Below are 22,071 nucleotides of genomic sequence, written 5' to 3' on the forward strand. Positions count from 1 at the left end.
GTCTACTCCTTATGCTCGATCCGCAACACGTTCGCCCAAGAGGCCCGACGGACGGAACACCAGCACGATGATCAGCACGATGAATGCGAACACGTCCTGGTAGTTACTGCCGAATACACCGCCCGTGAGGTTGCCGATATAACCCGCCCCCAACTGTTCGATCAGGCCGAGCAGCACGCCGCCCACCATGGCCCCGCCGAGGTTGCCGATCCCGCCCAGCACCGCTGCGGTAAACGCCTTCAGACCTGGGATGAAGCCCATATAGAAGTGTGCGTTGCCGTATTCGGACGCGATCATCACGCCGGCCAAGGCAGCCAACGCCGAGCCGATCATGAAGGTCGCCGAAATCACGAAGTTCGGGTTCACGCCCATCAGGCTGGCGACGCCCGGGTTCTCAGCGATCGCACGCATCGCGCGGCCCAGCCTGGTCTTGTGCACCAGCAGCAGCAGACCGCCCATCACGAGGAACGCCACGACAATGATCACGATTTCGGTCATCGAGATCACGGCGCCAGGCGTCGTGTCGGTGGCCTTGATCACGTTGATCGGGTCGGTGGGCAACAGCTGCGGGAACGGCAGCGGGTTGCGCGACCAGATCATCATCGCGAGGGTTTGCAGCAGGATCGACACGCCGATCGCGGTGATCAGCGGGGCGAGACGCGGCGCTTTACGCAACGGCCGGTAGGCCACGCGCTCGATCGTGTAGCCGACCACCGAGCAAACCACTGCCGCGATGATCAACGCAATGACGAGCGTCGGCACATTGCCGAGGCCGGGGAAGTGGTTCTGAAGCACGCCTATGGCCGAGAGCGCAACCATCGCGCCCACCATCAACACATCGCCATGCGCGAAGTTGATGATGCCCAAGATGCCGTAAACCATCGTATAGCCCAGTGCGATGATGGCGTAAACGCTGCCAAGCACCAGCCCGTTGAGGACCTGCTGGATGAAGATATCCATTTAATGCTCCTTAGCCCGTGCGACTGGATTCGCGTTCTTCATCAGCCGGTGGGCGGTGATGCGGGACGGAATCTCAACGGCACTGCGGGTACTGATGTAAAAGACCGGTAAGGGTTATCCGCCATCCGGTTCGTCTTACGACTGGGATGCAGCCGGGGACTCGCCGATGGCGGATGCAAAAACGGCACCGTTGGGTGGTGTCGGTGCCGTCAGGCTGAACGTCCCGTCATCACATCTTTACGACGTCGAGAACCGCTTTCTTGCCGTCCTTGAAGTCGTAAAGCGTAATGGCGCCCTCTTTCAAATCACCCTTGTCGTCGAACGCGATGTGGCCGATTACCCCGTTGTAATCGGTGGACGGCATCGCAGCCAGCACCTTGGGCGCCTCGATCGAATTGGCGCGCTTCATTGCATCGACAATCACGTACACAGCGTCATACGTGAACGGTGCGTAAATCTGCACCGGCGTGTGGAAGCGGTCGACGTACTTCTTCTCGAAGTCCGCTCCCTTGTCCATTTTCGAAAGCGCGAGTCCCGCCTCCGAACAGACCAGGTTTTGCACGGCGGTTCCCGCCAGCTCACCCACCTTGTCGGTACACACGCCGTCGCCGCCAAGGATTTTTGCCCTGATACCGAGCGCCGCCGCCTGTTTGGTGAACGGCCCGCCCGTTGCGTCCATGCCGCCGAACATGATCACGTCCGGCTGAACACTCTTGATCTTTCCAAGGACGGCCTGAAACTCCGTTGCCCTGTCATTCGTAGTTTCGCGCGCGACGATCTTCGCCCCGCTCGCCAGTACTGTCTTCGCGAACTCGTCGGCCAATCCCTTGCCGTACACGGTCGAGTCGTCGACGATCGCGATGCGTTTCGCGCCGAGCACTTTCGTTGCGTAGTTGGCAAGCGCCGGCCCCTGCTGGGCATCGGTCGCGACCACCCGATAAGTCGTCTTGAAACCTTGCTGCGTATACCCCGGGTTCGTCGACGACGGCGAGATCTGCACGATCCCGGCATCGCTATAGATCTTCGACGCCGGAATCGAAACGCCCGAATTCAGGTGCCCGACCACGGCGACCACATGATCGTCGACGAATTTTTCGGCGACGGCCGTACCCGTTTTCGGGTCCGCGGCGTCATCTTGCGCGTCGAGCTCCAGCTGGATCTTGTGACCGTCGATAGTCAAACCCTGCGTGTTGATTTCCTCGACCGCCAGACGCGCGCCGTTTTCATTGTCTTTACCGAGGTGCGCGATAGGACCCGTCAATGGGGCCGCATGACCGATTTTCACGACAGTCGCTTCACTCGCCGGTGCCGCTGCCGCCGTGGCAGCCGATGCCGCGGCTCCCGCCTCACCTTCCTGTTTCTTGCCGCATGCGGTCAACATCGCAACCGCGGTCACGATGGACACGGCGTAAGCAAATTTGACTCGCATTATGTAGGTCTCCCGCGCCTTGCAAAATCCGTTGTTCGGGACCCGGAGGCCTTGAGAACGCGCGCATTGTAACTCCAATTATGCGACGCGCAATATTGTTGAAACGGTGGGGTTTTCCTGCATTGCAACCTTATTTTGAGAGAGGAATCCCACCATTGGCGCAACCCGGTTGCGACTATTTCCCGTGCACCAGTTGCACCACCGTTGCGCCCAATGGCATCAAGTGTTGCAGCGATATGCCTCGATCGCCGATTGCGCCGTGGTCCGCGTTAAGTATTACGTTTTCATTGATATCAAGACACACGCACTATTTTAGTGCGCCAAAAATCGGTGCAACGTCTCTGACACGATTTAAACGGGGTCACATCATCGGAAAATCGATTAAATGCCAAATCGCAATTCAAAAGAATTTGTGTGGGAGCACACTTAAAACGGCTCGACGCGGTGTTCTGGCACTTTATTCAGAGAGACTCACGAATCTACGGGCGTAAAAAAAGCGCGCCATCGGGCGCGCTTTTCTTTCAGAAACGTCAGCTAATTGTCAGGCGGGGAGACCCAGCCCGCGTGGCAGCGGAAACGCAATGTTCTCCTCGATGCCTTCGAGCGCACGCACGTTGCGCACGCCGAGCTCACGCAACCGGGCGATCACCGCTTGCGCCAGCACCTCCGGCGCCGAAGCGCCCGCCGTCACGCCGATCCGGCGCTTGCCTTCGACCCAGACCGGATCGATCTGGTCCGGCGAGTCCACCATATAGGAAGGCACGCCAAGCTTTTCGGCCAGCTCGCGCAAGCGGTTCGAGTTCGAACTATTCGGGCTGCCGACCACGATCACGACGTCGCATTGCGGCGCCATGAACTTGACCGCGTCCTGGCGGTTTTGCGTGGCGTAACAGATGTCCTGCTTCTTCGGCTCGCGGATCGCCGGATACTTCGCCTTCAGGGCAGCGATGATCTCGGCTGCGTCGTCGACCGACAGGGTGGTTTGCGTAACGAACGCGATCCGCTCGGGCTCGGCCAGTTGCAAAGCCTGCACGTCTTCGATGTCTTCCACCAGATGCATGCCTTCGCCTGCCTGCCCCATCGTGCCCTCGACTTCCGGGTGGCCCTTGTGGCCGATCATCACAATGTCGAAGCCGTCCTGGCGCATTTTCGCGACTTCGATATGCACCTTGGTCACAAGCGGACAAGTGGCGTCGTACACCCGCAGGCCGCGCGATTCGGCCTCCGAGCGGACTGCTTTCGACACGCCATGCGCACTGAAGATGACTGTATTGCCGGGCGGCACTTCTTCCAGCTGCTCGATGAAGATTGCGCCTTTCTTGCGCAAATCTTCGACAACATAGGCGTTATGGACGATTTCGTGACGCACATAGATCGGCGAGCCGTGCAGCGCGATGGCACGCTCCACGATTTCAATGGCCCGATCGACGCCGGCACAGAACCCACGCGGCTGCGCCAGCAGGATCTCTGCTTCGGCAAGAGTCGTATCCGTGATGCTCATGTTTACAGAATCCCGATGATTTTCACTTCAAACGCCAGCGCCTGGCCGGCAAGCGGATGATTGAAATCGAACAACGCCGACGTTTCGCCGACTTCTTTCAGGACGCCAGCGTAGCGGCCGCCGCCTGGCGCGTTGAATTCGACCAGGTCGCCTGGCGAAAAATCCTCGCCGATCATGCTGTTTTCGCGCAGTGTGGCCAGCGAGACCCGCTGGATCAGCTCCGGATTGCGCGGCCCGAACGCCTGATCCGGCGTTAGCTGAAAGGTCGAATGGTGGCCCACCTTCAAACCCAGCAGAATATCTTCCAGCGGCGGCGCCAGTTGACCCGCACCAAGCAGCAGCGTGGCCGGCCTGTCGGTAAATGTATTGATGACTTCGGCGCCATCGGCAAGGGAAAGCCGGTAATGAAGCGTCACGTGTGAACCGGGTTTTACTTCGGAAATGTCGATGATGCTCATGCAATGCTCGCTCAGTCGAAGCGCGCTGCACGCGTGCGCCGCAGGCGCAGTCGACGCGTGTGGCAGACCGTCGGAGTGCCGTGCGCAAAGCGTCTATTGTAAGCCACATAGCGCGCGGCAGCTTGGCGCCGTTGCATGCACGCCGGCACAGCCTGACACCGCGCGCCGCCACAAACCCAAACTGGAGGATGCGTACCTATATGGCCGACTACGCCTGCACGATAGACCAAGCGACACTCAATGCGACCTCGCCGGAGCCTGCCACGCCCGCCGCCCTGGCGCCCGCCCTGATGTCGCCGCGCGCTTGCGCCGCAGCGGGCAATACCGCAGCCGATCGTGGCGCTCGCATCGCCGGCGCTGCGGCGAACGCCCGCACACCCCCAGCCCGACAGCTCGTACGCGGCAAATGGCTGAAAGACGACATGCCGCGTGAGCGGCTAATCGCGGAAGGGCCGGGCGTGCTGTCCGACGCCGAAATGATCGTACTGGTGCTTGGCTCAGGCCTGCCCGGCCACGATGTGTTCAACGTCGCGCGCACCCTGCTCGACCGGTTCGGCTCGCTGCGGGCAATGCTCGACGCAACCTATTCGGATTTCGACGGCCTGCGCGGCGTCGGCCCGGCAAAGAAGGCGCAGTTGCTCGCCATCATGGAGATGGCGCGGCGCTCGCTGGTCGACAAAATGCGTGACCGATCGCTGATGAACTCGCCCGAGGCCGTACAAGACTATCTGCGCCTGCGCATAGGCGGCATGACGCAAGAAGTCTTCGTGTCGCTCTTTCTCGACGCCAGGCATCGGTTGATCCGCTGCGAAGAAAGCGCACGCGGCACGCTGACACGCATGGCGGTCTATCCGCGCGAGATCGCGCGGCGAGCCCTGAGTCTGAATGCCGCCAGCCTGATCGTCGCGCATAATCACCCTTCCGGCGCCGTCCAGCCGAGCGCGAGCGACTGCCGACTGACGCATACGCTGCGCGACGCGCTTGCGCTGATCGACGTGCGGCTGATCGATCATCTGGTGATCGGCGCCGACGATACCTACTCGTTCGCCCGCGCCGGCTGGCCGTGAAATGGGCTGAACCTGGGCCGCGGCAACGTCGCGCCGAGTTCGGCATCGCAAATAAGGTTTGATTTTGCGGCTTTTTTTCTGCTAGAATTCCGGTTTGCCTATTTCCAACCCCCTGTTCCGAAGCCACCAAGGCGTTCCGGAAAGGAAACGTGCCTCGAGTTTCAATAAACTCTTAGCGCGGCTCTTTTCGGGAAACTTTCACGGCGTTCGAACTCAGAATTAGCGTATTAGGAGTGCTCTCATGGCACGCGTATGCCAAGTAACTGGGAAAGCGCCGATGAGCGGCAACAACGTTTCCCACGCGAATAACAAAACCAAGCGCCGGTTCCTGCCGAACCTGCAAAACCGCCGTATTTGGGTGGAAAGCGAAAACCGTTGGGTGCGTCTGCGCGTTTCGAACGCCGGCCTGCGCCTGATCGACAAGAACGGTATCGACGCTGTGCTCGCAGATCTGCGCGCACGCGGTGAAGCCTAAGGAGTAAATCATGGCGAAAGGCGCACGCGACAAGATCAAGTTGGAATCGACCGCAGGCACGGGTCACTTCTACACGACTACGAAGAACAAACGCAACATGCCGGAAAAGATGCTGATCAAGAAATTTGATCCGGTCGTCCGTAAGCACGTTGACTACAAGGAAACCAAGATTAAATAAATCTTGGCTCCTGCCTGACGAAGGCAAAAAGATTTGCAAAAAAGCCTCGCATTCGTGCGAGGCTTTTTTGTTTTGTGCGCCCCAATATCGCGCTGCTTAGCGGCCCTTTGTCTACCAGGACAGTCTTATCCCGTTCGGCCAGCTTTCCCTCATCCGTTGTGACGCGTATCCTTTCTCGTTTTAGCGGCGTGCGAATGGCACACCGTCATGGCAAAACGAAAGACGGAGATGCAGGCGATGGAATTCGATGTAGCGATTGTCGGTAGCGGTCTGGCAGGTTTGAGCGTCGCGCTCAATCTCGCGGAGACCCGGCGGGTTGCGGTGGTCGCCAAGCGATCGATGACCGAAGGTGCAAGCGATTGGGCGCAAGGCGGCATCGCCGCGGTACTGGATTCGGCGGACAGCATCGAAAACCATGTGCGCGACACACTCATTGCGGGTGGCGGCCTGTGCGACGAGGCGGCAACGCGCTTCATCGTCGAGCACGGACGTGCCGCGATCGAATGGCTGATTGAGCAAGGGGTGCCATTCACCAAAGACGACGCGGCCGAACTCGGCTTCCATCTGACACGCGAAGGCGGCCATAGCCATCGCCGCATCATTCATGCTGCGGATGCAACGGGCCATGCCGTGGTCACCACGCTCAGCGAGCGTGTACGCCATCATCCGAACATCACCCTGCTCGAAGACCACTACGCGATCGACCTGATCACGTCCGACCGCCTCGGCCTGCCAGGCCGTCGCTGCCACGGTTTGTATGCACTCGATCTGCAAAGCGGCCGCACCGTGACAATCGAGGCGCCGCATACGGTGCTCGCCACCGGCGGCGCCGGCAAGGTCTATCTGTACACCACCAACCCCGACACCGCGACCGGCGACGGTATCGCGATGGCCTGGCGCGCGGGCTGCCGCGTGTCGAATATGGAATTCATCCAGTTCCATCCGACCTGCCTGTTCCATCCTTATGCGAAGTCGTTCCTGATCTCGGAAGCGGTGCGCGGCGAAGGCGGCATTCTGAAGCTGCCGGACGGCACGCGCTTCATGCCGAACCACGACGAACGGGCCGAACTCGCGCCGCGCGACATCGTCGCGCGCGCGATCGACTTCGAGATCAAGAAACGCGGCATTGATTGCGTGTATCTCGACATCAGCCATCAGCCGCCTGAATTCCTACGCGAACACTTCCCAACGATTCTGGCCCGCTGCCTGGAATTCGGCATCGACATCACCAAAGAACCCATTCCGGTGGTCCCTGCCGCGCACTACACGTGCGGCGGCGTCGTGACGGATCTGGAAGGCCGGACTGATCTCGCGGGCCTCTATGCGGTCGGTGAAACGTCATGCACCGGCCTGCACGGCGCAAACCGGCTTGCCAGCAACTCCTTGCTCGAGTGCCTCGTGATCGGACGCTCCGCCGCGCAGGCCATCGAGGAAGAAGGCTTCAGCGCCGCCGTCCATGCGCCGCTGCCGGACTGGGACGAAAGCCGCGTGTCCGATCCGGACGAAGAAGTGGTGGTCGCGCACAACTGGGATGAACTGCGTCGCCTGATGTGGAACTACGTCGGCATCGTGCGGACGGACAAGCGGCTCGCGCGGGCCAGGCATCGGCTCGCCTTGCTCCGGGACGAGATTCACGAGTATTACGCGAACTTCAAGGTGAGCCGCGATTTACTTGAGCTGCGCAATCTGGTCGACGTGGCATCGCTAATCGTCGAAGGCGCTCGCTCACGGCGTGAAAGCCGCGGCCTGCACTTCAGCCGCGATTGGCCGGCCACGTTGCCTAAAGCGCTGCCGACGGTGTTGTCACCAGAGCATGTGCGCAACCGCAATGTGTGATGTCTAAAGCTGAAGTGAAAAAGCCATCGCGGGTTTCCCAGCGACGGCTTTTTCATTGACTGCGAGCGCTTAGGCGCGTGCGCTCAGACGATCCGCATCGAGTAATCCGTTGCGCGCACATCTTTGGTCAGCGCACCGATCGACACACGGTCGACGCCCGTTTCCGCGATGGTCCGCACCGTCTCGAAGTTCACACCGCCGGACACCTCCAGCACCGCCCGCCCTGCCGTAATACGCACTGCGTCGCGCATCGCATCGAACGAAAAGTTGTCCAGCAGAATGGATTGCGCGCGATGCGCCAACGCGGTTTCCAATTGCGCCAGCGTTTCGACTTCGATCTGGATCGACACGCCCGCATTCAGCGCGAGCGCCGCATCCATCGCCGCACCGACGCTACCCGCTGCGGCGATGTGGTTTTCCTTGATCAGAATGCCGTCGTATAACGCAAGCCGCTGATTCGCTCCGCCGCCCACACGCACTGCGTATTTCTGCGCGAGCCGCAAGCCCGGCAAGGTCTTACGTGTATCGAGGATGCGCGTCTGAGTGTGGGCAATCGCGTCGACATAACGGCGCGTTGCGCTCGCCACGCCCGACAGCAGTTGCAGGAAATTCAGCCCATTGCGCTCGGCTGTCAACAGCGCTCGAACAGGGCCGCGCAGCTCGCAGACCGGCGCGTCCGCTGTCATCCGATCACCCTCGCGATAACGCCATTGCACGTCGATACGCGGATCGACCTGGCGCATCACCGCGTTGAACCATGGCACACCGCACAGCACGGCATCTTCGCGCACGATAATGCGTGCATCACGCAGGTCGTCTGCGGGGACAAGGCGGCCGGTCTGATCGCCTGCGCCAACATCTTCGGCCAGCGCGTCGGCGACGTTGCGGGCTAACGCAGCATCGAACGCCGCACCGTACTGCGCATGAATCTCTGCGAACAGCGGCGACACCGCCTCGGCCTGATTGAGTTCCACAGCCCCTTCAACTGCCCCCATTACGCCGCTCCCACGTTCGAATACAGTTGTGCGTCGCGCGCGAGATCGCCGCTGGCTTGCACGCGCTTCTTGTGACGCGCCGCGAAGTCGAGCATCCGGTCGATCGGCAGACGCGCCCGCTCGCCGATCACTCGATCGACGAAGATTTCGTTGTGGCCGCGGTCGAGCACCTCGGCCAAGTTGGCGAGGCCGTTCATCGCCATCCACGGACAATGCGCGCAACTCTTGCAGGTCGCGCTGTTGCCAGCCGTGGGCGCGGCGATCAACGTCTTGCCGGGCGCCGCAAGCTGCATCTTGTGCAGAATGCCGAGATCGGTCGCCACGATGAAATGCGTCGCGTCGAGTTTTTGCGCGGCGTCGATCAACTGGGTTGTCGAACCCACCACGTCCGCTTGCGCGACCACGTTAGCCGGCGACTCCGGATGCACCAGCACTTTCGCGCCCGGATATTCGGCGCGCAACAGATCGAGTTCAATGCCCTTGAATTCGTCGTGCACGAGACACGAGCCCTGCCACAGCAGCATGTCCGCACCGGTCTTGCTCTGGATATAGCTGCCGAGGTGCCGATCCGGCGCCCAGATGATCTTTTCGCCGCGTGCGTGCAGGTCGGCAACGATTTCCAGCCCGATCGACGACGTCACCATCCAGTCCGCACGAGCCTTAACGGCCGCGCTGGTGTTCGCGTACACGACCACCGTGCGATCCGGGTGAGCGTCACAGAAAGCCGAGAACTCATCGACCGGACAGCCCAAGTCGAGCGAACAGGTCGCGTCGAGATCAGGCATCAGAATGCGCTTGTCCGGACTCAGGATTTTCGCGGTCTCGCCCATGAAGCGCACGCCCGCCACCACCAGCGTTTGCGCCTCGTGATCGCGACCGAAACGCGCCATTTCCAGCGAATCGGCCACGCAACCGCCGGTTTCGTCGGCGAGCTCCTGCAGTTCCGCGTCGACGTAATAGTGCGCGACGAGCACGGCTTTCTCGCGCTTAAGCAATGCGCGGATGCGCTCCTTCAACGCCACCTTCTGTTCCGCCGACGGCACGTCGGGCACCTTCGCCCACGCCTGCCCGATCCCGCAGGTCGTGCCCTGCGCCTGTGGCCGGTCGTATTCGACGGTCCTGATCGCCTGCTGATCCATAATCTCCTCTGCCCTCGCTCTGCCGCCGCGGACCGTCAATCGCGTGTCGTTGAAATTGCCGCGGCCCAAAAAGCAAAACCCCGCCAACGCGGGGTTTTGTGACGTAACGAAATTTTAATGGATTTCGCGCTCAGGCATGCGATCAAGCATAACGGCGCAGGCGCATCGCGAAGTCTTGCAGTGCTTTGATACCGCTTTGCTCTGCGCGATGACACCAGTCTTGCAACTGAATCAGCAGTTGATCGCGCGACGCATTCGAGCGCTCCCACATCGCCGCCAGTTCATTGCGCATGTCGATGTAGGTCTTGAGCTTCTGGCTGTTCGCGAAGATTTGCGGCAACTGGCGCTTCTGCGGCTCGTCGAGACCCGCTTCTTCCTTGTGGAACCAGCTACGCGCACCGCGCATCACCTGATATTTCTCGCGCGCGCCAACTTCCTTCAGGTGCGCCAACTCCTGGCGGTAAGCACGCTTGAGCGCCTTGCCGTAACGCGCCATCACTTCGTAGCGGTTTGCCAGCACGGCTTGCAACGTGTCCTGGTCAAGCACCAGCTTGCCGGTGGTCAGACGCGGCGTAGGCGCGATCTTCTTTACCTTGGCCAGACGAAACGCCGACATGATGCGGATGTACATCCAGCCGATATCGAACTCGTACCACTTGTTCGACAGCTTGGCCGAAGTCGCATACGTGTGGTGATTGTTATGCAGCTCTTCACCGCCGATGATGATGCCCCACGGGAAGATGTTGGTGCTGGCATCCGACGAGTTGAAGTTGCGGTAGCCCCACCAGTGCGCGAGGCCGTTCACCACACCGGCCGCCCAGAACGGAATCCAGATCATCTGCACGGCCCAGATGGTCAGGCCGACGACGCCGAACAGCGCAACGTTCAGCACCATCATCAGGCTCACGCCGAGGATCGGGTACTTGGTGTAGACGTTGCGTTCCATCCAGTCATTCGGCGTGCCGTGACTGAATTTGCGCATCGTTTCTTCATTCTTGGCTTCGGAACGATACAGTTCCGCGCCTTCGAGCAGCACCTTCCAGATGCCACGCGTTTGCGGGCTGTGCGGATCTTCTTCGGTCTCGCACTTGGCGTGGTGCTTGCGGTGAATCGCGGCCCACTGGCCGGTCAGCATGCCGGTGGTCATCCACAACCAGAAGCGGAAAAAATGACTGACGATCGGATGCAACTCCAGCGCACGGTGCGCCTGGCAGCGATGCAGATAGACCGTTACGCCAATGATCGTGATGTGCGTTGCGACCAGCGTGTACAGCACAAGTTGCCACCACGAGAAGTGCAGCAGGCCGTGGGCAAGGAAATCGAGCAAGGAATTCAACAAGGCAATTTACCTGTGGAACAAGAGACGCCAGACACAAGCAAAATGCGTGTGTCAAGAAAGTGAAAGCATACAGCGGGATTGGACGATATTCTACTTGAAGCGTTCCAAGTGTTTGTAACAAATAGGGATTTTTTGTGCGACATCAACCGGACGGAAGCGCCGGAGCTTGTTTTTTGACCTGCAGGCGGGTCCGAAGTGCCCGTCAGTGGGCGCTGTCGGCCTGATTAGCCGCGGCAGCGGTCATTGTTACCTCTCGCTGCATCGCGTCGCTCACGTTACCGACGATTCGCACCTCGCGTTGCGCGAAAGGAATCGAGATGTCATGTTCGGAGAATAGACGCCAGATGTTGCGATTCACGGCCGAGCGCACGCCAGAGGTGCCCGTCGCCGCGTCTTCGATCCAGAAACCCAGTTCGAGGTTGATGCCGTCGGGGCCGAAGCCAACCAGATAGGGCGCAGGCGCCGGCTCCTGCAGCACCCGCGCGACACCTTGCGCGGCTTGGGCGAGCAGCGCCATCGCCTGCTCGACGTCAGAGGAGTAGGCGACCTGTACGGCCGCCTTGGCGTAGCCGCGCGTCAGATAGGAGGACTGGTTCTGCACCACGTCCGTAATCAGCTTTTCATTCGGGATCAGCGTTTCGATCCCGTCCAGACCGCGCACCACCGTATAACGCGTGCGGATCTGCGTGACCATGCCCTGCAGGCCGCTGACGTTGATCGTGTCGCCGATGCGCAGCGAGCGGTCGATCAGGATGATGAAGCCCGAGACGTAATTGCTGGCGATTTTCTGCAACCCGAACCCAAGCCCCACGCCCAGCGCGCCGCCAAACACCCCCAGCACCGTAATGTCGATGCCGACCAGCGACAGACTGATCAGCACCGCCGCCAGCACGAACGCAGCACGCCCGACCCGCGCCACCACCACTTTGAGGTTGGCGTCGAGCGTCTTTGAGCGCATCAGGCGGTCTTCGAACGTGGCGCCGAGCCACATCGCGACGATCATCGTCACGCACACCCACAGCAGGCCCGTGGTGAGCGAGAGCACCGTCATGTGCGCATTCGCGACCTTGAAGTGCACGCTGCCCATCCAGGCGATCACGTCGTCCTGAATGCCCATCACGGTGAGCACCATGCCGACCCAAACGACCAGCGAGACGATCTTCTCCACCAGGAACAGCCCGGGATGCGTCGCGCCATCCTGGCTGAAGACCCGCCGCGCGAAGAAAAACACGATATAGATCAGGCCTATACCGAACAGCGGCACCAGCGCCAGATCGAGCAGCGCGGTGTGCATGAACTGGCCGGTGATCGCCTGCGCGACCCAGACGAGCGCCGCCCCGATCAGCGGAAAGAACGCACGGTTCAGGCTTTCCGCGCCGAAACGCAGGGTCTGGTAACGCGTCTGGCGCCGCAGATCGAGCGTGCGGCGCAACAGGCGCGCGAGCAGCCACGCGACGACGAGCGTGCCAAGCAGCGCGCCGGCCTGCCACAGCATCACCGGCTGGCCGAAGTCGCGCGCGAGGTCGCTGAACATGTGAGGAAAAATACGGTTTTGCATGATGCAGCCGAAATCGCCTGCACGCCGGGTTCAGCAAAGGAGCCCGGCGCGCCGGCGGATAGCCTGTTGCGTTTAGCTCTGGCGTTCCAGCACGGCTGCGAAGAAGCCGTCAGTGGCGTGGCGATGCGGCCACAGCGACAGGTAATCGCCCATTTCCAGGTCGATGCGCTGCTCGGCGAGCACGTCGCGCGCCGGCACCAAAGCGAAGTCCGGATGATCGGCGAGGAACTGCTGCACGACGGCTTCGTTTTCCGCTTCCAGAATCGAGCAGGTCGCGTAGACGAGACGGCCGCCCTTCTTCACCAGGCGCGAGGCGCTGGCCAGAATCGACGCCTGCTTCGGCGCCAGTTCGGCCACCGATTCCGGCGACTGGCGCCACTTCAGGTCCGGATTCCGGCGCAGCGTACCGAGCCCGCTGCATGGCGCATCGACCAGCACGCGGTCGATCTTGCCGGCCAGACGCTTGATCTTCGCATCGTGTTCGCTGTCGATCAGCACCGGATTCACGTTCGACAGCCCGCTACGCGCGAGGCGCGGCTTGAGCTTGGCCAAACGCCGCTCGGAGATGTCGAATGCGTACAGGCGCCCGGTGGAGCGCATCGCCGCGCCCAGCGCCAGCGTCTTGCCGCCCGCGCCCGCGCAGAAGTCCACGATCATTTCGCCGCGCTTGGGCGCAACCAGCGAACACAGCAGCTGGCTGCCCTCGTCCTGGACTTCGACCCAGCCATGCTGGAACGCGTCCAGCTTGGTGAGCGGCGGCTTGCCGACCACCCGCACGCCGAACGGTGCGAAAGGCGTTGCACCACCTTCGATACCAGCCTTCGACAGCGCGTTCAGCACGTCGTCGCGACTTGCCTTGATCGGGTTCGCGCGCAGATCCAGCGGCGCCGGATAGTTCAGCGCGGCGGCCAGTTGCGCCAGTTCAGCGGGTTCAAAGCGCTTGGAGAGCGCCTGATAGATCCAGTCGGGCAAATTCAGGCGAATTCGCAGCGGCAGGCTTTCCGGGTCGATCATGGCGACGTGTTCGAGCCAGCGCGACTCGGCTTCCGACACGAATGGCTTGAGCGCGGTACGCCCGGCCGTCTGCATCAGTCCCAGCAAGGCCATGCGGCGGGCCGGGCTGCCCGCTCCGCCTTCGGCCAGGTGGGCGAATTCCATCCGGCGGCGCAGCACCGCGAAGACCGCCTCGGCGATCACGCCGCGCTCGCCGTGCCCGAGCTTCGGATGCGCGCGGAAAAAGCGGCTCGTCGTGGCGTCGGCCGGGCCGTTCAGTCTCAGGACTTCAGCCAGCAAAGTCTCAGTTTGTCCAATCAAAAAACCATGTAATCTCATGCGCCCTCTCCGGCGGTGTGACCGGCAAAGAGCCATTGCGGCTCCGGCGGCGTAAGCGTGACGCGCAAGCCGTCAAGGGCAAGACGCCCTTCGACGAACCAGCGCACTGCGCGTGGATAGATAATGTGTTCGGTTGCCAGCACGCGTTCCGCGAGCGTGGCGGGGGTGTCGCCAGCCTCAACGGGGACGGCCGCCTGCGCGACGATCGGCCCGTGGTCCAGCTGCGACGTGACAAAATGCACCGACGCGCCGTGCAAACGCACGCCAGCGTCAAGGGCCTGTTGATGGGTTTTCAGGCCCGGAAAGCTCGGCAGCAGCGAGGGGTGCACGTTCAGCATGCGCCCAGCGTAATGGTCGACGAAACCGGCCGTAAGCACCCGCATGAAGCCGGCGAGCACGACCAGATCGGGCGCGAAGCTGTCGATTTCTTGTGCCAGCGCGGCGTCGAAGCTGTCGCGATCGGGAAACTGGCGGTGGTCGACCACCGCGGTGGCGATGCCGTGCGACGCTGCGAACGCAAGGCCCGCGGCGTCAGAACGGTTGGCAATCACGGCGGCGACTTGCGCCGCCCAGCCCTCGTCCGCGCAGGCGCGAATGATAGCTTCCATGTTGCTTCCCCGTCCGGAAATCAGGATGACGAGTTTTTTCATCCGTGGATTTTATCATTCGGAGGACACTGAAACGGCGACGCGCCGCCGTCTCGTGCGCTGAGCGTTTATAATCGTTTGTTTTGCGGCACCTCGGCCGCCCTACCTCAAACCCGCTATCGTGAGAGTCTTCCGCGGTCTTCCCAATGCTGAGAGCCGTGCGCCCTGCGCACTGACCATCGGCAATTTCGACGGTGTCCACCGCGGCCATCAGGCTTTGCTCGCCCACGTCCGGGCCGCAGCCGATGCACGCGGCCTGCCCGTCTGCGTGATGACCTTCGAGCCGCACCCGCGCGAGTTCTTCAACCCGGCTGGCGCGCCGCCGCGAATCGCGATGCTGCGCGACAAGCTCGAGGCGCTGCGCACCAACGGCGTCGACCGGGTCGTGGTCGAGCATTTCAATCACACCTTCGCGAGCCAGTCGCCGGATACGTTTGTCGAACGGATCATCGTCAACGGGCTGCATGCGCGCTGGGTGATGATCGGCGACGACTTCCGCTACGGCGCCAAGCGTGTGGGCGATTTCGCGTCGCTCAAGACCGCGGGTCAACAGTACGGTTTCGAAGTCGAGCAGATGGCCACCGTGGCCGATCCGTCCGGCGCGCGCATTTCCAGCTCGGGCGTGCGCACGGCGCTGGTGGCGGGCGATCTCGACTCGGCGCGCGCCGCGCTGGGCCGCGATTACCTGATCAGCGGCCATGTCGTGCATGGCATGAAGCTCGGCCGCGATCTCGGTTTCCCCACCCTAAATCTGCCGATCGCGCACAAGCGTCCGGCGCTTGCCGGCATTTTCGTGGTGCGCGTGCACGGCGTAACGGACCAACCGTTGCCGGGCGTCGCCAGCCTCGGCTTGCGCCCCACTGTGGACGATTCCGGCCGCGTGCTGCTCGAAGTGCACTTGCTCGACTGGCACGGCGATGCGTATGGCAAACTCGTGCGCGTCGAATTCCTGAAAAAGCTGCGCGACGAGGAAAAATACGTCGACCTCGAAACGCTGACCGCCGCCATCGCGCGCGACGTCGCCAATGCGCGCGCGTGGTTCGCAGCCGTCGGCGCCGGCACGCCGGGCAGCCGTTCCACCGGTTTCGCCACCTCGGCCACCGACCGAATTAGATAGCCGCCGCGGTACATGCGAGTGCACTGTGTGCTGCATGTACCCACCGCTGCGCGCATCGAAGGGCGTCCGTGAATCACGCGACATGCCTGCCGGGCGCGCCCAACGCCCTGCGCTTCATGCGCATACCGCAGCCTCGCTGCGCTTAGAAAGAATTCACCGCGACCTCATCATGAGCAACAAGAAAGCCGATTCGAAACCGCAGTCACGCTACCCGGTCAACCTGCTCGACACGCCGTTCCCGATGCGTGGCGACCTGCCCAAGCGCGAGCCGCAATGGGTCAAGGAATGGCAGGAACGCAAGGTCTACGAGACGATCCGCTCTGCTTCCAAAGGCCGCAGGAAGTTCATCCTGCACGACGGCCCGCCGTATGCGAACGGCGACATCCACCTCGGCCACGCGGTGAACAAGATCCTCAAGGACATGATCGTCAAGGCGCGCAATCTGGCGGGCTTCGACGCGGTCTACGTGCCGGGCTGGGATTGCCACGGCATGCCGATCGAAATCCAGATCGAAAAGCAGTTCGGCAAGTCGCTGCCTGCCGCCGAAGTGATGCAGAAGGCGCGCGCCTACGCGACCGAACAGATCGAGAAGCAGAAGGTCGGCTTCCGCCGTCTGGGCGTGCTCGGCGACTGGGACAATCCGTACAAGACCATGAACTTCACGAACGAAGCCGGCGAAATCCGCGCGCTCGCGAAAATCATGGAAAAAGGCTATGTGTATCGCGGCCTGAAGCCGGTCAACTGGTGTTTTGACTGCGGCTCGGCGTTGGCCGAAGCGGAAGTTGAATACGCGGACAAGACCGATCCGACCATCGACGTACTGTTCAGCTTTGCCGAACCGGAAAAGACTGCGCAGGCATTCGGCCTGACTGCACTGCCGCGCAACGAAGGCGGCATCGTGATCTGGACCACCACGCCGTGGACCATCCCCGCCAACCAGGCGCTGAACCTGCATCCGGAAATCGTCTACGCGCTGGTCGACACGCCGCGCGGCTTGCTGATCCTGGCCGAAGAGCGTGTTGAAGCGTGCCTGAAACAGTACGAACTGGAAGGCTCGATCATCGCGACCACGCCGGGTGCGAAGCTCGTCAACCTGCGCTTCAATCATCCGCTCGCAGTCGCGCATCCGGCCTACAAGCGTACGGCGCCGGTTTATCTCGGCGACTACGTCACGACCGAAACGGGTACGGGTGTGGTCCACTCGTCACCGGCGTACGGCGTGGAAGACTTCGTGTCCTGCAAAGCGCACGGCATGGCCGATTCGGACATCATCAATCCGGTGATGGGCGACGGCCGTTACATCGAATCGCTCGCGTTGTTCGGCGGCCTGTCGATCTGGGCGGCCAATCCGCAGATCGTCGAAGCCCTGCAGGCAGCCGGCTCGCTGCTGCGCACCGAGAACTATCGGCACAGCTACATGCACTGCTGGCGCCACAAGACGCCGATCATCTACCGCGCGACCTCGCAGTGGTTCGCCGGTATGGACGTGAAGCCGAACGACTCCGACAAAACGCTGCGCGAAACCGCGCTTGAAGGCATCGAGAACACCGCCTTCTATCCGTCGTGGGGCAAGCAGCGCCTTTTCAGCATGATCGCGAACCGCCCGGACTGGACGCTGTCGCGTCAGCGTCAATGGGGCGTGCCGATGGCGTTCTTCGTGCACAAGGAAACCGGCGAACTGCATCCGCGCACGCTGGAGCTGCTCGAAGAAGTCGCGCAACGCGTCGAGAAGGCCGGCATCGAAGCATGGCAAACGCTCGACCCGCGCGAACTGCTCGGCGACGACGCCAATATGTACGAGAAGAACCGTGACACACTGGACGTCTGGTTCGATTCGGGCACCACGCACTGGCACGTGCTGCGCGGCTCGCATAAAGACGAACTGCAATTCCCGGCTGACCTGTATCTGGAAGGCTCGGACCAGCACCGCGGCTGGTTCCACTCGTCACTGCTGACCGCTTCGATGCTCGACGGCCGCCCGCCCTACAACGCGCTGCTCACGCACGGCTTCACCGTGGACGGCGAAGGCCGCAAGATGAGCAAGTCGCTCGGCAACGGTATCGATCCGCATGAAGTGTCGAACCGCCTCGGCGCGGAAATCATCCGTTTGTGGATCGCCTCGACCGATTACTCGGGCGAACTGGCGATCTCCGAAGAGATCCTGAAGCGCGTGACGGAAGGCTATCGCCGCATCCGCAACACGCTGCGCTTCCTGCTCGCGAACCTGTCGGACTTCGACTTCGCGCAACACGCGCGTCCGCTCGAAGACTGGCTCGAGATCGATCGTTACGCGGTGGCGCTGTCGGCGAACCTGCAGAACGACATCCTCTCGCACTACGACAAGTACGAGTTCCACCCGGTGGTCGCCAAGCTGCAGACGTTCTGCTCGGAAGACCTGGGCGGCTTCTATCTGGATGTGCTGAAAGACCGCCTGTACACCACGGCGGCCGACTCCGTTGCACGCCGTTCGGCTCAGACCGCGCTGTATCACATCGCACACGGCCTGCTGCGCCTGATGGCGCCGTTCCTGTCGTTCACCGCCGAAGAAGCGTGGAAGATCTTCTCGCCGAACAGCGAAACGATCTTCACCGAGACGTATCACGCGTTCCCGGCAGTGCCGCAAGCTGGCGAGCTGCTGCTCGACAAATGGACACTGCTGCGCGCCGCGCGTAGCGACGTAACCAAGGCGCTGGAAGAAGCACGCGTGGCGAACCTGATCGGTTCGTCGCTGCAGGCGGAAGTCGAAATCCGCGCGAGCGGCGCGCGATACGACGCGCTCGCGAGCCTCGACGACGACCTGAAGTTCGTGCTGATCACGTCAGCAGCGAACGTCGTGAAGGTTGATAGCGAAGCGGAAGAAGGCGTCGAAGTGATCGCCTCGAAGTATCTGAAGTGCGAACGCTGCTGGCACTACCGCCCGGACGTCGGCGCCAACGCCGAACACCCCAACCTGTGCGGCCGCTGCTTCAGCAATCTGTTCGGCAACGGAGAAACGAGGAGCGCGGCATAATGGCGAGAACCATGTCGAAAGCGTCGTCTGGAAACCGTTCGCTGGCGCCCTGGCTCGGCGTCGCGCTGATCGTGATTCTGTTCGATCAGCTCACCAAGATCGCGATCCAGAAAGTGTTCGCCTACGGTGTTCCGCATGAGGTCACGCCGTTTTTCAACCTGATCCTCGTGTACAACCGTGGCGCTGCCTTCAGCTTCCTCGCGATGGCGGGCGGCTGGCAGCGCTGGGCGTTCACCGCGCTCGGCGTGGTCGCGGCACTCGTGATCTGCTATCTGCTCAAGCGTCATGGCGGACAGAAGATGTTCTGCACCGCGCTCTCGCTGATTCTCGGCGGTGCGCTCGGCAACGTGATCGACCGGCTCGCGTACGGCCATGTAATCGACTTTCTCGATTTCCACGTGCGCATGTGGCACTGGCCGGCGTTCAATCTCGCCGACAGCGCGATCACGATCGGCGCGATCCTGCTTGTGCTCGACGAGTTGCGGCGCGTGCGCGGTTCGCAGTAACGCGAGTTACTGCCCGCTTTGGCCTGATATATGGGCCGAACCTGGGTCGTGCTCGGTGACTATGCTCCGGGGCCACGCATAGGGGCCATGTTTAAAGACCATGCCGGACCGTCACGAACACGGCCGAGCACATGTCCGGTTTGAAGACCGGTGGCGGTGGCCAGTGCCACCACCGGCCACCACGCTTTGTCGGAGGCTTTCGTTGGCAACCGCAGAACTCGCAGGAAAACACCTCGTCCTCGGTATGACGGGCGGCATTGCCTGCTACAAGATCGCCGAACTCACGCGCCTGTTGACCAAGGCCGGCGCAACCGTGCAGGTCGTGATGACCGAAGCGGCCACGCAATTCATCACCCCAGTCACGATGCAGGCGCTGTCCGGCCGGCCGGTCTATACGAGCCAGTGGGACACGCGCGTGCCGAATAACATGGCGCACATCGATCTATCGCGTGAAGCTGACGCGATCGTCATTGCACCGGCGTCTACCGACTTCCTCGCCAAACTCGCGCACGGCATGGCCGACGATCTGCTCTCGACGCTGTGTGTCGCGCGCGATTGTCCGCTGCTCGTCGTGCCGGCGATGAACCGGCAGATGTGGCAAAACCCCGCTACCCAACGCAACGTCACGCAGCTGCGCGCGGACGGCATTGAAGTGCTCGGCCCCGATTCGGGTCCGCAAGCGTGCGGCGAAACCGGCGACGGGCGCATGTTGGAAGCGGCCGCCACGTTTGAGGCGATCGCGTCGTTCTTCTCGCCCAAGATCCTGTCCGGCCGCCGCGTGCTGATGACCGCCGGCCCGACCTTCGAGCCGCTCGATCCAGTGCGCGGCATCACCAATCGTTCGAGCGGCAAGATGGGTTTTGCGTTGGCACGCGCCGCCCAACAAGCGGGCGCCGAGGTGCATCTGGTCGCCGGCCCTGTCGCGCTGGAAACGCCGTGGGGCGTGTTCCGCGAAGACGTGCAAACCGCCCAGCAAATGCACGACGCGGTGATGCGCTCGGTCGCGGACGCCGACATCTTTATCGGTGTGGCCGCGGTGGCCGACTGGCGCGTCGATCACGCCAGCGAACAGAAGATCAAGAAGACCGCCGACCGTGCGCTGCCCAGCTTCACGTTCGTCGAGAATCCGGACATCCTGGCAGCGGTAGCCAGGTTGCCGCATCCGCCTTTCGCAGTCGGCTTTGCAGCGGAAAGCGGCGATCTTGAAGTGCATGGCGAAGAAAAGCGCGTGCGCAAGAACGTACCGCTCCTGATCGGCAATCTCGGCCCGCAGACTTTCGGTCTCGACGACAACGAGGTCATCCTGTTCGAAGCAGGTGGTGCAACGAAGCTCCCGCGCGCCGACAAGCAGACGCTCGCGCGCGCATTGATCGTAGAAATTGCCAGGCGTCTGCCCGACACAAGTCTGGTCCGCTAAAGCCGCTCGCGGCGGCGCATGCTGCGTTCGCCGCGAGCGCCTCTGGCGCACCGCATCATCTGGAGCAGTACTGACATGACGCTACTTTCCGTGCTCGATCAAACGCCCGTGATCGACGGGCACTCGGTGGCGGACGCAATCGCCGCCACCGTCGAACTTGCGCAGCTTGCTGACGACCTCGGCTACACGCGCTACTGGTGCGCCGAGCATCACGGCTTGCGCGGCGTGTCGAATCCCTGCCCTGAGGTGATGCTGGCGCGCCTCGGCAGCGTGACCAAACGCATTCGACTCGGCTCAGGTGGCGTAATGCTGCCGTACTACAGCCCGTTCAAGGTCGCCGAGCAATTCATGATGCTCGAGGCGCTGTTTCCCAATCGTATCGACCTCGGCGTAGGACGCGCCCCAGGCGGCGACATGCGCACGGCGCAAGCAGTCGCAGCCGGTGCCTACAATCGCGGCGAAATTTTTCCGCAGCAGGTCGCCGATCTGGTCGGCCTGATGCACGGCACACTGCCCGAGGATCACCTTGGGCACGGCGTACTGCTGCAGCCGCAAATCGCCACGCGCCCCCAATTGTGGGTACTCGGGTCGAGTGAATTCGGCGGCCTGCTGGCGGCGCAACTCGGCATCCGCTTTGCATTCGCGCATTTCATCAACGCGCATTTCGGGCATCAGGTGGCGCTGGCTTATCGTGAACGCTTCAAGGCTAGCCTGGAAACAGAACAGCCCTATCTGGCCGCCTCGGTGTTCGTGATTTGCGCCGACACCGAACAGGAAGCCGCCGACCTGGAAAAAGCAGTCGACCTGCGCCGCGTGCAGATGGCCCTTGGCCTGAATGCACCGATTCCGACGATCGAGCAAGGCGCTGCGCAAGAATACGGCGTACGCGAGCAACTGGTGATCGACCGCGAGAAGCCCCGCAGTATCATCGGCACGCCGGAAACCGTCACCGAACGGCTTCATGCTTTGCAGGAGCAGTTCAAGGCCGACGAACTGATCGTGCTCACCGTCGCGGGCAGCTACCGCGCCCGGCTGCGCTCCTATGAACTTCTCGCCGACGCGTTTCAACTCGGACGCCCGGCCTCCACGACCTAACCCTTCGAACCT

Annotated in this window: 19 protein-coding genes; 9 read left to right on the plus strand and 10 right to left on the minus strand. The window is 62.1% G+C overall.

Annotated elements, in window-relative coordinates; translation table 11 throughout:
- Positions 1-9: 9 nt before the first annotated feature.
- The 4 genes from P3T22_RS10085 to P3T22_RS10100 all read right to left on the minus strand — a co-directional run bounded on the left by P3T22_RS10085 (position 10) and on the right by P3T22_RS10100 (position 4,348).
- Positions 10-960: a branched-chain amino acid ABC transporter permease gene (locus P3T22_RS10085; RefSeq protein WP_429324870.1), complete on the minus strand. Its 951-nt coding sequence runs from the start codon at positions 958-960 to the stop codon at positions 10-12.
- A 229-nt stretch (positions 961-1,189) separates the two neighbouring features.
- Complete coding sequence (locus P3T22_RS10090) at positions 1,190-2,389, minus strand: branched-chain amino acid ABC transporter substrate-binding protein (RefSeq protein WP_063497117.1); 1,200 nt, start codon at positions 2,387-2,389, stop codon at positions 1,190-1,192.
- A 541-nt stretch (positions 2,390-2,930) separates the two neighbouring features.
- On the minus strand, positions 2,931-3,890 hold the full coding sequence (gene ispH, locus P3T22_RS10095) for a 4-hydroxy-3-methylbut-2-enyl diphosphate reductase (protein WP_063497118.1): 960 nt from the start codon (positions 3,888-3,890) through the stop codon (positions 2,931-2,933).
- 2 nt (positions 3,891-3,892) lie between these two features.
- Positions 3,893-4,348 carry an FKBP-type peptidyl-prolyl cis-trans isomerase gene (locus tag P3T22_RS10100; RefSeq protein ID WP_063497119.1) on the minus strand — a complete coding sequence of 152 codons (456 nt, stop codon included), beginning with the start codon at positions 4,346-4,348 and terminating at the stop codon, positions 3,893-3,895.
- Between the two features lie 200 nt (positions 4,349-4,548).
- On the opposite strand from P3T22_RS10100, the gene radC reads away from it, so the two are divergent.
- From radC to nadB, 4 genes are all read left to right on the plus strand, one after another.
- Positions 4,549-5,415: a RadC family protein gene (gene radC / locus P3T22_RS10105; protein ID WP_082855111.1), complete on the plus strand. Its 867-nt coding sequence runs from the start codon at positions 4,549-4,551 to the stop codon at positions 5,413-5,415.
- Between the two features lie 241 nt (positions 5,416-5,656).
- Complete coding sequence (rpmB, locus tag P3T22_RS10110) at positions 5,657-5,890, plus strand: 50S ribosomal protein L28 (RefSeq protein ID WP_007180631.1); 234 nt, start codon at positions 5,657-5,659, stop codon at positions 5,888-5,890.
- 10 nt (positions 5,891-5,900) lie between these two features.
- Positions 5,901-6,068: a 50S ribosomal protein L33 gene (gene rpmG, locus P3T22_RS10115; protein WP_006050116.1), complete on the plus strand. Its 168-nt coding sequence runs from the start codon at positions 5,901-5,903 to the stop codon at positions 6,066-6,068.
- 237 nt (positions 6,069-6,305) lie between these two features.
- On the plus strand, positions 6,306-7,904 hold the full coding sequence (gene nadB, locus P3T22_RS10120; protein ID WP_063498067.1) for an L-aspartate oxidase: 1,599 nt from the start codon (positions 6,306-6,308) through the stop codon (positions 7,902-7,904).
- 83 nt (positions 7,905-7,987) lie between these two features.
- Here nadB and nadC read toward each other — a convergent pair whose 3' ends face one another.
- From nadC to purN, 6 genes are all read right to left on the minus strand, one after another.
- Complete coding sequence (gene nadC / locus P3T22_RS10125) at positions 7,988-8,899, minus strand: carboxylating nicotinate-nucleotide diphosphorylase (RefSeq protein ID WP_429324871.1); 912 nt, start codon at positions 8,897-8,899, stop codon at positions 7,988-7,990.
- Positions 8,899-10,038, minus strand: a complete 1,140-nt coding sequence (gene nadA / locus P3T22_RS10130) for a quinolinate synthase NadA (protein ID WP_429324872.1) — start codon at positions 10,036-10,038, stop codon at positions 8,899-8,901. The genes nadC and nadA overlap by 1 nt, the downstream gene beginning before the upstream one ends.
- 142 nt (positions 10,039-10,180) lie before the next feature.
- A complete protein-coding gene (locus P3T22_RS10135) occupies positions 10,181-11,377 on the minus strand; it encodes a DesA family fatty acid desaturase (RefSeq protein WP_063497122.1) in 1,197 nt (398 codons plus the stop codon).
- 202 nt (positions 11,378-11,579) lie between these two features.
- Positions 11,580-12,935, minus strand: coding sequence for a mechanosensitive ion channel family protein (locus P3T22_RS10140; protein ID WP_429324873.1), 1,356 nt, complete (start codon positions 12,933-12,935; stop codon positions 11,580-11,582).
- Positions 12,936-13,007: 72 nt separating this feature from the next.
- On the minus strand, positions 13,008-14,267 hold the full coding sequence (locus P3T22_RS10145) for an RsmB/NOP family class I SAM-dependent RNA methyltransferase (RefSeq protein WP_063497124.1): 1,260 nt from the start codon (positions 14,265-14,267) through the stop codon (positions 13,008-13,010).
- Complete coding sequence (gene purN, locus P3T22_RS10150) at positions 14,264-14,917, minus strand: phosphoribosylglycinamide formyltransferase (RefSeq protein WP_063497125.1); 654 nt, start codon at positions 14,915-14,917, stop codon at positions 14,264-14,266. The genes P3T22_RS10145 and purN overlap by 4 nt, the downstream gene beginning before the upstream one ends.
- A gap of 118 nt (positions 14,918-15,035) precedes the next feature.
- Between purN and P3T22_RS10155 the strand changes: the two genes are divergently transcribed.
- The 5 genes from P3T22_RS10155 to P3T22_RS10175 all read left to right on the plus strand — a co-directional run bounded on the left by P3T22_RS10155 (position 15,036) and on the right by P3T22_RS10175 (position 22,059).
- The gene (locus P3T22_RS10155; protein ID WP_063497126.1) at positions 15,036-16,031 is read left to right on the plus strand and encodes a bifunctional riboflavin kinase/FAD synthetase; all 996 of its coding nucleotides are present in this window, start codon (positions 15,036-15,038) and stop codon (positions 16,029-16,031) included.
- 169 nt (positions 16,032-16,200) lie between these two features.
- A complete protein-coding gene (gene ileS, locus P3T22_RS10160; RefSeq protein WP_429324874.1) occupies positions 16,201-19,041 on the plus strand; it encodes an isoleucine--tRNA ligase in 2,841 nt (946 codons plus the stop codon).
- Complete coding sequence (gene lspA / locus P3T22_RS10165; protein WP_429324875.1) at positions 19,041-19,547, plus strand: signal peptidase II; 507 nt, start codon at positions 19,041-19,043, stop codon at positions 19,545-19,547. Before ileS ends, lspA begins: the two co-directional genes overlap by 1 nt.
- A 202-nt stretch (positions 19,548-19,749) precedes the next feature.
- Positions 19,750-20,964 carry a bifunctional phosphopantothenoylcysteine decarboxylase/phosphopantothenate--cysteine ligase CoaBC gene (gene coaBC, locus P3T22_RS10170; protein WP_429324876.1) on the plus strand — a complete coding sequence of 405 codons (1,215 nt, stop codon included), beginning with the start codon at positions 19,750-19,752 and terminating at the stop codon, positions 20,962-20,964.
- Between the two features lie 75 nt (positions 20,965-21,039).
- Entirely contained in the window at positions 21,040-22,059 is a 1,020-nt protein-coding gene (locus P3T22_RS10175; RefSeq protein ID WP_429324877.1) for an LLM class flavin-dependent oxidoreductase, read from the plus strand.
- Positions 22,060-22,071 lie beyond the last annotated feature (12 nt).

This window comes from Paraburkholderia sp. GAS348, assembly GCF_050434205.1.
Classification (GTDB): Bacteria; Pseudomonadota; Gammaproteobacteria; order Burkholderiales; family Burkholderiaceae; genus Paraburkholderia.

Excerpts from the sequence above, each read along its gene's own strand:
- P3T22_RS10085 (WP_429324870.1), bottom strand. The coding sequence starts at position 960 with ATGGATATCTTCATCCAGCAGGTCCTCAACGGGCTGGTGCTTGGCAGC.
- P3T22_RS10090 (WP_063497117.1), bottom strand. The coding sequence starts at position 2,389 with ATGCGAGTCAAATTTGCTTACGCCGTGTCCATCGTGACCGCGGTTGCG.
- ispH (WP_063497118.1), bottom strand. The coding sequence starts at position 3,890 with ATGAGCATCACGGATACGACTCTTGCCGAAGCAGAGATCCTGCTGGCG.
- P3T22_RS10100 (WP_063497119.1), bottom strand. The coding sequence starts at position 4,348 with ATGAGCATCATCGACATTTCCGAAGTAAAACCCGGTTCACACGTGACG.
- radC (WP_082855111.1), top strand. The coding sequence starts at position 4,549 with ATGGCCGACTACGCCTGCACGATAGACCAAGCGACACTCAATGCGACC.
- rpmB (WP_007180631.1), top strand. The coding sequence starts at position 5,657 with ATGGCACGCGTATGCCAAGTAACTGGGAAAGCGCCGATGAGCGGCAAC.
- rpmG (WP_006050116.1), top strand. The coding sequence starts at position 5,901 with ATGGCGAAAGGCGCACGCGACAAGATCAAGTTGGAATCGACCGCAGGC.
- nadB (WP_063498067.1), top strand. The coding sequence starts at position 6,306 with ATGGAATTCGATGTAGCGATTGTCGGTAGCGGTCTGGCAGGTTTGAGC.
- nadC (WP_429324871.1), bottom strand. The coding sequence starts at position 8,899 with ATGGGGGCAGTTGAAGGGGCTGTGGAACTCAATCAGGCCGAGGCGGTG.
- nadA (WP_429324872.1), bottom strand. The coding sequence starts at position 10,038 with ATGGATCAGCAGGCGATCAGGACCGTCGAATACGACCGGCCACAGGCG.
- P3T22_RS10140 (WP_429324873.1), bottom strand. The coding sequence starts at position 12,935 with ATGCAAAACCGTATTTTTCCTCACATGTTCAGCGACCTCGCGCGCGAC.
- P3T22_RS10145 (WP_063497124.1), bottom strand. The coding sequence starts at position 14,267 with ATGAGATTACATGGTTTTTTGATTGGACAAACTGAGACTTTGCTGGCT.
- purN (WP_063497125.1), bottom strand. The coding sequence starts at position 14,917 with ATGAAAAAACTCGTCATCCTGATTTCCGGACGGGGAAGCAACATGGAA.
- ileS (WP_429324874.1), top strand. The coding sequence starts at position 16,201 with ATGAGCAACAAGAAAGCCGATTCGAAACCGCAGTCACGCTACCCGGTC.
- lspA (WP_429324875.1), top strand. The coding sequence starts at position 19,041 with ATGGCGAGAACCATGTCGAAAGCGTCGTCTGGAAACCGTTCGCTGGCG.
- P3T22_RS10175 (WP_429324877.1), top strand. The coding sequence starts at position 21,040 with ATGACGCTACTTTCCGTGCTCGATCAAACGCCCGTGATCGACGGGCAC.